This window comes from Acinetobacter sp. RUH 2624 (genome assembly GCF_000162375.2).
In the GTDB taxonomy this organism is placed as follows: Bacteria; Pseudomonadota; Gammaproteobacteria; order Pseudomonadales; family Moraxellaceae; genus Acinetobacter; species Acinetobacter nosocomialis.
In genome coordinates this window covers 274918-287525 of record NZ_KI391939.1, presented here as the reverse complement: position 1 = coordinate 287525, position 12608 = coordinate 274918, and the positions used below count along the sequence as shown (strand labels likewise).

Annotated in this window: 11 protein-coding genes; 4 read left to right on the top strand and 7 right to left on the bottom strand. The window is 37.5% G+C overall.

What is annotated here, in order from left to right; all coding sequences use genetic code 11:
* Nucleotides 1–19: 19 nt before the first annotated feature.
* From HMPREF0014_RS08055 to mtgA, 3 genes are all read right to left on the bottom strand, one after another.
* Nucleotides 20–610 carry an SPOR domain-containing protein gene (locus HMPREF0014_RS08055; RefSeq protein ID WP_004888230.1) on the bottom strand — a complete coding sequence of 197 codons (591 nt, stop codon included), beginning with the start codon at nt 608–610 and terminating at the stop codon, nt 20–22.
* 237 nt (nt 611–847) lie between these two features.
* Nucleotides 848–2926 carry a polyphosphate kinase 1 gene (ppk1, locus tag HMPREF0014_RS08050; RefSeq protein ID WP_002054335.1) on the bottom strand — a complete coding sequence of 693 codons (2079 nt, stop codon included), beginning with the start codon at nt 2924–2926 and terminating at the stop codon, nt 848–850.
* A 104-nt stretch (nt 2927–3030) separates the two neighbouring features.
* Entirely contained in the window at nt 3031–3708 is a 678-nt protein-coding gene (mtgA, locus tag HMPREF0014_RS08045) for a monofunctional biosynthetic peptidoglycan transglycosylase (protein WP_004710069.1), read from the bottom strand.
* A gap of 76 nt (nt 3709–3784) precedes the next feature.
* Between mtgA and HMPREF0014_RS08040 the strand changes: the two genes are divergently transcribed.
* A complete protein-coding gene (locus tag HMPREF0014_RS08040) occupies nt 3785–4594 on the top strand; it encodes a rhomboid family intramembrane serine protease (RefSeq protein ID WP_004888233.1) in 810 nt (269 codons plus the stop codon).
* Between the two features lies 1 nt (nt 4595).
* Here the strand turns inward: HMPREF0014_RS08040 and HMPREF0014_RS08035 are convergent, their stop codons facing one another.
* Together HMPREF0014_RS08035 and HMPREF0014_RS08030 are read right to left on the bottom strand one after the other, a co-directional pair.
* Nucleotides 4596–7055, bottom strand: a complete 2460-nt coding sequence (locus tag HMPREF0014_RS08035; RefSeq protein WP_004888234.1) for an FtsX-like permease family protein — start codon at nt 7053–7055, stop codon at nt 4596–4598.
* 3 nt (nt 7056–7058) lie between these two features.
* Nucleotides 7059–7751 (bottom strand): ABC transporter ATP-binding protein, encoded by a 693-nt coding sequence (locus HMPREF0014_RS08030; RefSeq protein WP_004888235.1) that lies wholly within the window; start codon nt 7749–7751, stop codon nt 7059–7061.
* A gap of 44 nt (nt 7752–7795) precedes the next feature.
* On the opposite strand from HMPREF0014_RS08030, the gene HMPREF0014_RS08025 reads away from it, so the two are divergent.
* Nucleotides 7796–8419 carry an arylesterase gene (locus HMPREF0014_RS08025; RefSeq protein WP_006581004.1) on the top strand — a complete coding sequence of 208 codons (624 nt, stop codon included), beginning with the start codon at nt 7796–7798 and terminating at the stop codon, nt 8417–8419.
* A gap of 32 nt (nt 8420–8451) precedes the next feature.
* Here the strand turns inward: HMPREF0014_RS08025 and HMPREF0014_RS08020 are convergent, their stop codons facing one another.
* Nucleotides 8452–9066, bottom strand: a complete 615-nt coding sequence (locus HMPREF0014_RS08020) for a carbonic anhydrase (RefSeq protein ID WP_001141692.1) — start codon at nt 9064–9066, stop codon at nt 8452–8454.
* Between the two features lie 137 nt (nt 9067–9203).
* Nucleotides 9204–10294, bottom strand: a protein-coding gene (locus HMPREF0014_RS25870) for an IS4-like element ISAba33 family transposase (protein ID WP_115736667.1) whose coding sequence is annotated in 2 segments (ribosomal slippage) — nt 9204–9754 and nt 9754–10294 — 1092 coding nt in all. Because the reading frame shifts where the segments join, the coding sequence is not laid out codon by codon here.
* Between the two features lie 246 nt (nt 10295–10540).
* Between HMPREF0014_RS25870 and HMPREF0014_RS08010 the strand changes: the two genes are divergently transcribed.
* Both HMPREF0014_RS08010 and HMPREF0014_RS08005 read left to right on the top strand, forming a co-directional pair.
* Nucleotides 10541–11566, top strand: coding sequence for an alpha/beta hydrolase (locus HMPREF0014_RS08010; RefSeq protein WP_004888237.1), 1026 nt, complete (start codon nt 10541–10543; stop codon nt 11564–11566).
* Between the two features lie 26 nt (nt 11567–11592).
* Nucleotides 11593–12600: a hypothetical protein gene (locus tag HMPREF0014_RS08005; protein WP_004888238.1), complete on the top strand. Its 1008-nt coding sequence runs from the start codon at nt 11593–11595 to the stop codon at nt 12598–12600.
* The last annotated feature ends 8 nt before the right edge of the window (nt 12601–12608 follow it).

Below are 12608 nucleotides of genomic sequence, written 5' to 3'. Positions count from 1 at the left end.
CTTCAGACTCCTTTTTCTTTTACTGTGCTGTTAAAGAAGCCCATTTAAAAACCCAAGCCGATCTTAAATCTAAACTCTCATCTGAAATTATTTTTTCTCGAATAATTTGTGCAATCGCAAAATCATTAGCGGGGTCTACCATAACCCTTATTCCTTTTGTGGTTGGGCTAGTCACAATCTTATATCCTTTCGCCTGCAATTGTGACTGGATCATATTTGCTTTATTTTGATTAGGTGCCAACGCTACCTGTACCATCCATTTTTTTTCGCCATTTTCTAAAATTTCTTTAGCGACTGCTGCATCAAGCTGTTTTTTATTCTCAAGATTTTTCTTTTCATCTATTTTTTTTAATTGAGTATCTTCAACTTTCTTTTGTGCTACCAGTTCATCTTGAGTAGGTTTTCTTTTCTGGACCGTTATTACCTTGGTTTGTGATTCATTTTTCTTATTTTTTTCCTTAGAGGGTTGTATAAAGTAGGGATATATCATTTGATCATCATATTTATGAAAAACAATAATATCTCCATAGCACTTTTGATCTGCATATGCAGTCACTGGCATTACCCCTAAAAATATTCTAATAAATAAACTTTTAATAAAGCCTTGCATATTATTCACTTACCAAAGTTAAGTATATTTAATGCCGCGTATTAAAGTAGATTTCACGTAATTTGTATATTTTTAAAATTCAATGTTTTATGTAAAGAATCACATATTTTTAAAACATATTGCGGTGTTTCAAATTATTATCGTATATCCTGCAACCATTTAAGAAATCATATTAAATTACTATGAATTTCAAATAATTAAAAAGCCGACACGAAGCCGGCTTTTTAATATTAAGTTTTATTTAAATGTTTCTAATAATTCTCTTTGAGCATTATGTAATTTTTCACCCTCAGCAGGCTGCGCACGTATCCAAGTACCATCCCCTTGTAATAACCAAGCTTGCTGGTTATCTTGCAAATAATTAAGAAGACCTTGCTGATAAATACGTTTTTTCAACGCAGGATCTTCAATTGGGAAACATGCTTCAACACGATTAAATAAGTTACGGTCCATCCAGTCAGCACTTGAACAATAAATGCGGGCATCACCATTATTACTAAAATAATAAACACGTGTATGTTCAAGGAAACGTCCTACAATTGAACGTACACGAATATTTTCCGATAAATTTGGTAAACCTGGACGTAAGCAACAAATCGAACGAATAATGAGATCTACCTGCACGCCAGCTTGAGAAGCTTCGTATAATTTATTAATGAGTTGAACTTCAGTTAATGCATTTACTTTCACAATAATTTGGGCTTTACGACCAGCCTTTGCATTGGCAATCTCTTCATCAATGAAATTGATGAGCTGAGCATGCAAAGTAAAAGGAGCATGGAGTAATTTTTTCAGTTTTGCCATTTTGCCCATACCAGTCAGCTCTTGGAAAATGCGGTGTACATCTTCACACAAGTCTTTATCGGTCGTCATGAGACCATAATCGGTATAGATACGGGCATTCATAGCATGGTAGTTACCTGTTCCTAAATGAACATAACGTACCAGTTTATTGTTTTCACGGCGTACCACCATAATCATTTTGGCATGTGTTTTATAACCCACAATACCGTAAACAACTACCGCCCCTGCTTCTTGAAGTACATTTGCCACTTCAATATTTGATTCCTCATCAAAACGGGCACGTAATTCAATGACTGCTGTTACTTCTTTTCCATTACGTGCAGCTTCGGCCAAGACTTGAACAATTTCAGAGTCCGCTCCACTGCGGTAAAGCGTTTGTTTAATTGCGAGCACCTGTGGGTCACGTGCTGCTTCACGGAGTAACTGAATAACAGGAGCAAATGATTCAAAAGGATGATGCAGTAAAATATCCTGCTTTTGCATAGCCGAGAAAATACTCTCGGTCTTTTTAAACACTTTCGGTACGACTGGCGTGTGTGAGTCGTAACGTAAATGAGGACGTTTAAAGTTTGAAACCAGACGGGCTAAGTTTACAGGGCCATCAACTTTGTATAGTTGTTCTTCGTTTAAGTCGAATTCTTCAAGCAAATATTCATAAATATGTTGTGGACAGTTGTGAGTTACTTCCAAACGAACTGCACGACCAAATCGTCGTGAACTTAATTCACCTTTTAAAGCTTTAGCTAAATCTTCAACGTCTTCATTGAGCGCCAAATCCGCATTACGAGTTACGCGGAATTGATAGCATCCAGTTGCAGTCATGCCAGGGAACAAGTCTGATACGTGTTCATGAATAATTGCGGACAGCATAACATGATGCTCTTTGCCACCCGTTAGTTCGTCTGGTAATCGTACAACACGTGGCAATGAACGCGGCGCTGGTACAACAGCTAAATCAATTTGACGGCCAAACGCATCTTTACCTTCTAAGGTCACAATAAAGTTTAAGCTTTTATTGACTAAGCGTGGAAATGGATGGGCTGGATCTAAGCTAATTGGTGTCAACACAGGTGCGACCTGTTCCTGAAAATACTTTTTCACCCACGCCGATTGAGCTGGTGTTAACTCCCCACGACGCAAGAAGCAAATATCTTCCTCACGAAGTTTAGGTAAAATTTCTTCGTTTAAAATACGATATTGACGTTCAATTGCAGCGTGAGCAGTTTCAGAGATTTTTTGTAAGACTTGTCTTGGTGTTAAGCCATCTGGACTTCGACTTTCATTACCTAGAGCATATTGCTCCATGACTCCCGCCACACGAATTTCAAAAAACTCATCTAAATTACGCGAAAAAATCAGTAAGAAATTCATTCGCTCTAATAGAGGATGTAAAGGGTCGACTGCCTGTTCCAATACACGCAAATGAAAGTCAAGAATAGACAACTCACGATTAATATAACGGTCGTTATAACTATATTCTGTTGGGGTCGTTGCTGTAATCGCTGTATTCATGTCTAAATCTATCTCTTTCCAACCAAAATCTCTGCAAAACAGTATGCTGCAAAATTATGTCAATTTTATAAAAATTAAAAAAATAACACATCTTTAAGACAGTGTTATTCAGGAATTGGGGTGCTATTCATATAACGTAAAATTACGCGTTTTCGATATTGTAGTTTACGATCATTGCGGTGATCTTGATAATATTTCGGATCAGGCAATAAGGCTGCTAAAAAAGCTGCTTGTTCGCGCGTTAAGCTTTTAGCACTTTTACCATAATAATATTGAGCAGCTGCTTCAACCCCATATAAATGTTTACCAAATTCAACCGAGTTCATATACACCTCAAGAATTCGGCGTTTTGACCACATGCGCTCCATCATCCACGTTGCTATCGTTTCTTGGCCTTTACGAATAAATGAGCGCTGATTATATAAGAACAAGTTCTTTGCAAGTTGTTGAGACACGGTAGAACCACCTGCGACAACTTCACCTTCTTCATTATTACGCTCTAGAGCAAAACGGATACCATCCCAGTCAAAGCCATGATGATGAATAAATTTTGCATCTTCGCCTGCCAAAATCGCATGTTTGAAATTGTCGCTAATATCATCATAGTCGAGCCATTCATGAACAATCGGCCGAGATGTATCTGACCAATAATCAATTCGCATAAACATGGTGGTATCAACTTCATGTGTACGCCACCAAACCAAACTTGAAAAGATCCAAAGCTGAATAAGGAGAATTGCCCCAATAAAAATTAACAACACGCGAACAATAAAAGCTTTCATGTTCGTCTTGATCTCCTGTATTCAACTTTTTTCATGTTAAGCTGTAAAGCATGTTCATATATAACAAAAGCATAGCATGACTCAAACTCAGCCTCCGCACATTAATCGTAAACTCAATGTACAAGCTTGGTGGCTGACCGCCCTACTGATCTCGATCAATGTAGGTTTGTTCATCTGGCAAATTGTATCTGGGGTGGACATAAGTGACCCAGCTATAAAAGATGCACTTCGCTGGGGAGCAGATTTTACACCACTTACTTTCTCTGGACAGCCAGAACGTTTATTTACCAGCATGTTTTTTCACTTTGGTATTATTCACCTTATGCTCAATATGTGGGCCCTATATATTTTTGGTAATGTCGCTGAAGCTTTATTTGGTCGCTTATATTTTATTGGTCTATATTTACTTGCAGGTTTGTTTGGTAGTCTTTTGAGTAGTTATATCAATATTCAAAATGGACATGAATTACTACAACATTTTGATCAAAGCTTACTTCCTCACGTAAGTGCAGGTGCATCGGGCGCTGTGATGGGATTAGGTGCAGCGTTAACCGTTCTTTCTTTATTTCCACCCTTGCCACATCAAGTCTACATACTTGATAAAAAAGCATTATTAATGATTATGGCCATTAACCTTATATTTGGTCTGGTTGCCACAGGTATTAATAATGCTGCACATGTCGGCGGTATGATTATGGGTGCCTTACTCGCACTCATTTGGTATTTAAGCTACCGCACTCAATTTAAAAGCCTCCTAAAATTCTTAGGGTTAGTGGGAGGACTTTTCATGACTGTCGGTTTCTATATTTACTGTAATCAGCTTAACTCACCATTACTTCCACTTTGGCATGAAGTTTTAATTCAGAATCCAGAAATACTGCCCTAACTTAAATCTGGTTCAACTCTCTTAAACTTTGTAGTGGCGGTAAATTACAAAGATAACCGAGTCTATATCGACCAATAAGAGCACAAAGTAACATCATGGCAAGCGGTAAAATTAACCATATTTCAATATGCCACTGTAAAGCCATATTCATTTTATAACTTGCAATTGCACTAATTACCTCGGCAAAACAGCAGGCAACAATGCCTGCTAACAGCCCTAAAAATCCAATTTCTAAACTGAGCATTTGCTTCATTTTATTTTTAGACAAACCAAATGAACGTAACAAAGCCACTTCCCGACGGCGTTCATCCATTAATAGATTTAAACAAGCAATTAAAACGAGTATTCCAGAGAAGCCAACTAAAGCTGCAAGCACAGTCACAATTTTAACCAAGACATTCATTAAGCGCTTTACTTCATCCAAAATACGGTCAACATCAATAAAAACCGTATTTGAAAATTGCTGAATCATATGGATCATTTTAGGTTGATCTTGTTTTGGCACATAAAAACTGCCCAAGTAACTACCAGCATTTTCATCTAAAGTTTTAGGTGAAAATATAAAGAAGAAGTTTGGGCTAAAACTTTCCCATTCAACATTTCTAAAATTCACAACTTTAGCCTGTAAAGTACCGTCTGGCAGGCTAAAAGTAAGCTTATCGCCAAGCTGGATACCTAGACTTTCAGCAGTTTTTGCCTCGACCGAAACTTGCCCTACAGCATTAAAAGTGGCCTGCCCCTTTGTAATGACATTGTCATTTGGCAATGTACTTGACTGAGTTAAATTTAATTCACGTCTTAAAGAATTATTTTGCTTGATCGCATCTTCAGAAAAAGGAATATCATTCTTTGCGAGTAATCGCCCCCGAACATTGGGATATAACGGTGTGCTTTGCCAACCATTTTGTTTTAATTGTTGCTCAAAAGCTTTTAAATCAAATGGAGGCAACCCGTATACAAACTGGTTTGGTGTACCCTCAGGTAACTGCTGTTGCCAGCGTTCTAGTAAATCTGTTCTGAGCACGCTTAACACTGTAATAAGACTTAACCCTAAAGCCAAAGCAGTAATTTGTAAGGCACTTTGCGATGGTGAACGAATATAAAAAGACAAACGAGTTTTCATCTTTTTTAAACTACGAAGCACACCCCAAACAACGGTGTATAGCAAAATACAAAGAACGAAAATGGTAGCCAAAACTATAATGCTGAGCATTAAGTTTTCACTTAAAACTAAGCTAAAAATAACAAGACTGGTGATGCCTGCAAAAAACATAAAGAATAATGATTTTCGGGATTTTGCCTGTTCGCGAATAACTCGAATAGGTGGCGTATTTAACAATTCCCAAATGCTTGGCAAAATAAACCCAAGTAGCACAATTACACTGGTAAAAATGGCAATTGGTAAGGGACCAAGTAAAAATCCAACCACAGAAAAACTTAATTCCAGTTGTGGAATCAGTTGTAACATGAGCTCAAGTAAACCATAGCCCATCATTATTCCTAATAGACTACCAATCACAATTGAAATTACGCTGACTACGCAAAGTAGCCCAATATAGGCCCATAAAATTTGAAACTTGCTAGCACCAAAGCAACGTATTACAGCAATATGATCTTGGTTTTGCTGAACATAACGTTGGCTTGTTAAAGCAATGGCGATACCACACAATAAAATCGTTAAAATATTGGCCAATTGCAAAAAGGTATCTAGGTTTTCTAACGGACGTAATAATCTGCTATTTGATTCACTAGCATCGCGTAAACGCAACCCTATGGTTTCTTCCTGATCGTTTGCAGGTTGATGTTGTTGCTTAAATAGTTTACTAAAGTTCTGAACCTGTTCAGGCTGACCAGACATTAACAGTCGATAATCAATTCTACTGCCTGTTTGAATTGCATGGGTTCTAGCAATATCTGCTTGATGAATAATAACTGTGGGCGAAAAACCTGAAAAACCGAGTTCTTGATTTGAATCTCGCACAATTACGCCGCTAAAGTGAAATTGGGCATCTGCAATAGATACCGTATCGCCAAGTTTAACTTTAAGTAAATCAGCTGCTCTTTGACTTAGCCACACTTGACCAGGTTGAATACTCTGTGCACTAGGCTCAATCTCAAGTTTTCCTCTTAATGGGAACGCATGTTCTATAGCTTTCACATTGACCATGACAAACTGATCTTGAGTATGTGCCATTGAACTAAACATAGTCACATGAGTCTGCTTTAAGCCAATCTGTTCCGCCTTTTTTTGCCATTTAGTGTCTAGAGGTTCATTATTCGACAGAACCAAATCAGCTGCTAACATTTGCGAGGCTTGTAGGCTAACCGCATTTTTAACTTGGTCATTACTAAACTTAAGAGCCGTGGTCGCACTAATCGCAAGTGAAAGCGCAATGATGAGTAAATATAACCCTCCAGTGCGAAAGCTTTGTAGCAAAAGTGGCTTAAGTAGATTACGCATAGTCTAACCACCCTGTACTGTCTTTAAACAACCATCATTTAATTCAACATGACGCTGGCAAAGTCCAGCCAAATTGCGATCATGTGTGACCAAAATAAGCGTCGTACCGAGCTCTTTATTTAAATCAAAAAGTAGCCGTTCAATTTCTTGGGCTGTTTGACCATCTAGGTTTCCAGTAGGTTCATCTGCAAAAATAATTTGTGGTTCTGCAATAAGTGCCCGTGCAATTGCCACACGTTGCTGCTCACCACCAGATAAGACTTTAGGCGTTTGTTCCGCTTGACGACTTAAACCTACCCGATGCAACCAGTCTAAGGCCTTCTGCTCAGCAATTTTATAATCAAAATTTTTACGTAACCGAAGCGGCAACATCACATTTTCAAGCGCACTTAACTGCGGTAAAAGTTGGAAAGACTGAAATACAAAGCCAACATGCTGCATTCTGATCTGGGCGCGCTGTTCCTCCGTCAACTCATGAACAGGCTGACCACATAACCATACTTCGCCTTCAGACGGTTGGTCTAAAGTCGCTAAGATACCAAGTAAAGTCGATTTTCCTGAACCGGAACGTCCCGTAATGGCTACCTGCTCCCCTTCATAAATATCTAAATCGATATTTTTTAAAATCGTAAATTGATTTTGGTTAATATGAATAGTTTGTGTAACTTGATGGGCAGCAATGATAGGTTGTGGCATGATGGGGACAGTCCTATATATTTAGTATTCGGGTCGAAACACAAATGTATAAATCTTATTTGTCTGGTTCTAAAAGTCTCTTGCTCATCGCATTGAGCATGTTGCCTATGTTGGTCTCGGCCAAAACTATTTTAATTTTAGGAGATAGTATTAGTGCCGGTTACGGAATAGACCCTAAACAAGGTTGGGTACAATTACTACAAAAACGTCTAGACCAACAGTATCCCAAACAACATAAAGTGGTCAATGCAAGTATGAGTGGTGAAACCACAAGTGGCGCTTTGGCCAGATTACCTAAGCTTTTACAAACGTATAAACCCGAAGTCGTAGTTATTGAATTAGGTGGGAATGATGGTTTACGAGGTCAACCACCACAAATAATTCAACAAAATCTGTCGCAGCTCGTCCATTTAAGCCAACAACAAAAGGCGCAGGTTATTCTTTTTGGTATGAAGATTCCGCCTAATTATGGCACAGCTTATAGCAAAGCATTTGAAACCAATTATAAAACTGTAAGCCAAAAATATCAGGTGAAACTGCTACCGTTTTTCCTTGATGGCGTCGCTGGACAAAAACAACTAATGCAAAATGACTTGATTCATCCAAATGCCCAAGCGCAGTCAAAATTACTTAATTTAGCTTATCCATACATAAAAGGTGCCCTATAGGCACCTTTTAGTTTTAAATCTTTATAGACTGATTAGAAGTCAAAAAAAGTAACTTCACCAGTTTCTAATGAATACTCAGCACCAACAACAATCAACTCGCCTTTTGCAATCAGGTTCTCTAACACAGCCGAACCATGACGTAATTGATTGACCGAAGCAAAAACGTTTGAACGTACTGCATGACATGAAAGTTTTTTCAAATCATTTTTCAGATCAGTTTGCATTAAAATTTCAACTGATGGACGAACACGGTTCACAATCGACATTAAGTTAGATGATGGCGGATGATCAGGGTTCATCAACGTATCAATAGTCGCTTGAATCGCACCGCAATGACTATGTCCTAATACAACTACAACCGGACAATCATAACGTTCTGCCGCAAACTCAACACTACCAACTTGTGAAGGCGCAACAACATTACCAGCAACACGGATTACGAATAAGTCACCAAGACCTTGATCAAATACCATTTCTGCTGGTACACGAGAATCTGAACAGCCTAATACAATTGCAAACGGATTTTGATCCTTTGCCATTTCAGCGCGTTCATGATGCGATAAGGTTTTTGCAAGGGAAGTATTTCCATTTACAAATCGTTGATTACCTGCTTTCAAACGATCTAAAACTTCTTGCGCAGTAGGCATTTTATATTTCCATTGTTTTTTCAAGGTTAGAAATCATTTTAATGTGTCAAAATTTGAATGTCACTGACAAAAAATGAATCCTTTTCTAAGAAAATATTTTTAAAGCTTTAATGAGTTTTCTCTGTACACGACAAATTTCATAGGATCCTTGTCCTATCAGGCTTTTTCTTTCTTAAAATTGCTAGCACTTTCTTAAATTCTTCTTTTTTTCCAAAACCAATCAAACGTAGAATAGCCATTTGAACATAGTCCAAACCGTAGCGAAATAAACTTACTGAAAGTCGTCCATGCTTCTTTATTTTTATCGCTTTTTTTCGATCATGTTGCCATTCACCTGTTAAATAGCACCAACAGAAACCGATAGCTAGCACTGCTATCAATTTCTTGACTCGTCCAGGGTCTGTTAAACGAGTATTTTCAAGATTGAATCCACGTCCTTTGAGACAACTAAATAAGGTTTCGATTTCCCAGCGTAATGCATAATCACGAATAGCAGAAGCATTAAACATAGGAGAAACAACAAGTAAAAGTTCTCCATCTTCTAATCGTAGCGCACTAATATACAGTTTTACTCGACCAACCCAAATACGTCGTTTACGACATTCAGTTTGACCAACTTGAAGATGACGAAATAAATCACTAATTTTATGATTCCTGGCTAAGTGATTGGTCACAATAAAGTTTTTTTAACACGTATACAGAAGTTAATGTCATTTTCAATTAACCATGTAAACCATTTCTCACCGATAAATTCTCTGTCTGCGAACACATTCACAATACGGTCTTTACCAAAAATAGAGATAAAGCGTTGAATCAAAGCAATACGCTCTTTTGTATCTGAATTTCCACGTTTATTGAGCAATGTCCAAACAATAGGTATCGCTATTCCACGATAGACGATGGCTAACATCAAGATATTGATATCTCGTTTTCCCCATTTCCAATTGGTTCTATCTAAAGTCAGTTGCACTTTGTCGAATGAAAATATATTGAAAATTAACTGAGAAATTTGACGATAATCAAAATACTGACCTGCAAAGAAGCGTTGTATACGTCGATAAAATGATTGTGGTAAGCACTTGATGGGTAAGGCTTTAGATGCAGAAGAAAGATTACATGTCTGTTTTACAATTAATGCAATCATAATCAGTGTAAAACATTTTACATGTGACTTGTTCCACTTTAGATATTTGTTTAAGATGAGATGTAACTCATTGAAATGTGTCATCATATTCGTCGTCAGAAAACAAGTATTATGCCATTATTTCAATGAGTTATCTTTTTTTGTCGTGTACAAAGATGAGTTTTATAAGAAGGATAACCGCACAATTCCCTACTGTTTAGTGAAAAAATAGACATACTTTAGTTTATAGATTGACTATAATTTTCTTCATTCCAAACGTTTGGCAAATGACTCATTGGCAAAGTTTTTCAATAATTTTTCAAACTCGTTTAAGCTTCAAGGATGAAATGTATGATAAGGCTGTCCGCTCCAATTAAAGCCTCTATGAAAAAAACTGCTACTGCATTGACTCTAGCTTGTAGTTTGTTGTCAGTAACTAGTATTTCTCAAACGCAGGCAGCCGATAATATTGATGTCAGTTTTCAAACAATATTACAGCAAGAACGTAGCTGGGCCGGACTGCAAAGTAAAAAATTAAAAGTAGGTGATATTACTTGGTCATATAGTGAAGGTGGTTCAACCACAAAACCGACCTTGTTACTTATTCATGGTTTAGGTGGCAGCCGCGACAATTGGAATCGCATGGCGCATTACTTAACTACGAATTACCACGTGATTATTCCGGACTTACCAGGTAGTGGCGAAACTATCGTTACGCAAGACTTCGATTATTCGGTTCCGAACCTTGCTGAAAAATTACGCCGCTTTGTTGAAGCTGCAAATTTGAAGGGGCCTATTCATATTGCGGGGCACTCACTTGGCGGCTCAATTGCCCTACTTTATGCGGGACAATATCCATTTGAAACTAAAAGTCTATTTTTAGTTGATAGCGGTGGTATTTTCCGTTCTGCCAACACAATTTATCTCAAAGATCCTACCTATCTAAAACAACTGTTAGTCTCTAAAAAAGGTGACTTTAACTATTTGTTAAAACAAACCATGTTTAATCCTCCGTTTATTCCTAAAGAGTTCTTACAAGCTCAAGAAAAATTGATGATTAATCAGGCACCTCAAACACAAAAACTAGTTGATCAATTGATTGCACTCAATAAAGTCTATACTCCAGATTCATTTGCTGTACTTACCAAAACGATCGACGCGCCTACACTTATTTTATGGGGCAAACAAGATAAGATTATTAATGTAGAAGTGGCGAGTGAACTCAAACGACTTTTAAAAAATGCACAACCGCCAGTTATTTTAGAAAATGTAGGTCATATGCCGATTTTGGAAGCTGAACAACTGGTCATTCAACAATACGTACCATTTTTACTTAAAGTAGAATCGAATCAGTCAGTAAAAACGGCAACACCTTAAATAAAACTCCGGACTTGTGAGACCTTATGTCTACCCAACCAATTATTGAAAAACTTATTGAAGCTCATCTAGATTTTTTAGATGAGCAATTTGTTCAGGCTCAGGTGATTCAACAAGAGTTTGAACAGTTTTACCATTGGTTGGGGAGTCGGCAATTACAACACCTTTGGACTTTTGAACAGATTCAACATCTCATTCAAAAGCAGATTTTAGATACCCCCGCTTCTGATTTTCTGATCGAACAAATTGCAGAGCATATACGCTTCGCCCTGATTCATCCTGCAAATGAGACGGCAACAGTTGAAGATGTTATTCCTGTTTTAACGATTGACCGCATTGCACAGTATGTTGCAAGTAAAGAAGAGCATCGTAAAAAACTGATTAAAACAATTGTAAATAATCCAGCTTTTTCAGCTCTTTTGACTCAGTTGATTCAACAAACAATGCATGATTATTTAGATGAATCAATGTCAAAACGCGTGCCAGGTGTAGGACGCTTCATGAAAATGGGTAAATCAGTATTAGAAACAGTGACCGATTCTAATCTGGACGATACCATTAACCATTATTTGCAAAAGAATATTTTAAAACTTAGCCAAATGAGTGAGCGCGTTTTAAACCAACATTTTGACAATGATAAGCTCTATCATTTTCAGGCAAATGTTTGGCACAAAGTTAAAACTATGCCACTTGCTGTTTTAAAAAATTATGTAGAAGTTCAAGATTTAACAAAAACTGTAGGTCTAGGGCATGAAATCTGGGACCACATTCGTCAAACCGATTATCTAAAACAGCAAGTCCACGATGGTATCTATACTTGGTATGTCCGTAATCAGGAACGTAGTTTTGACTTACTACTCCGTGACCTCAATATTGATGAAAGTTTGGTGAAGCATGAACTCACCGACTTGCTTGTACCCGTATTACAACAACTCGTTACAACAGGACATTTAAGACGCCGTGCCCGTGTGTATTTAGAGAAGTTTTATTATTCTGAAAAAGCTTTAGATATTTTAAATAACAAAGGCGCTTGAAGCGCCTT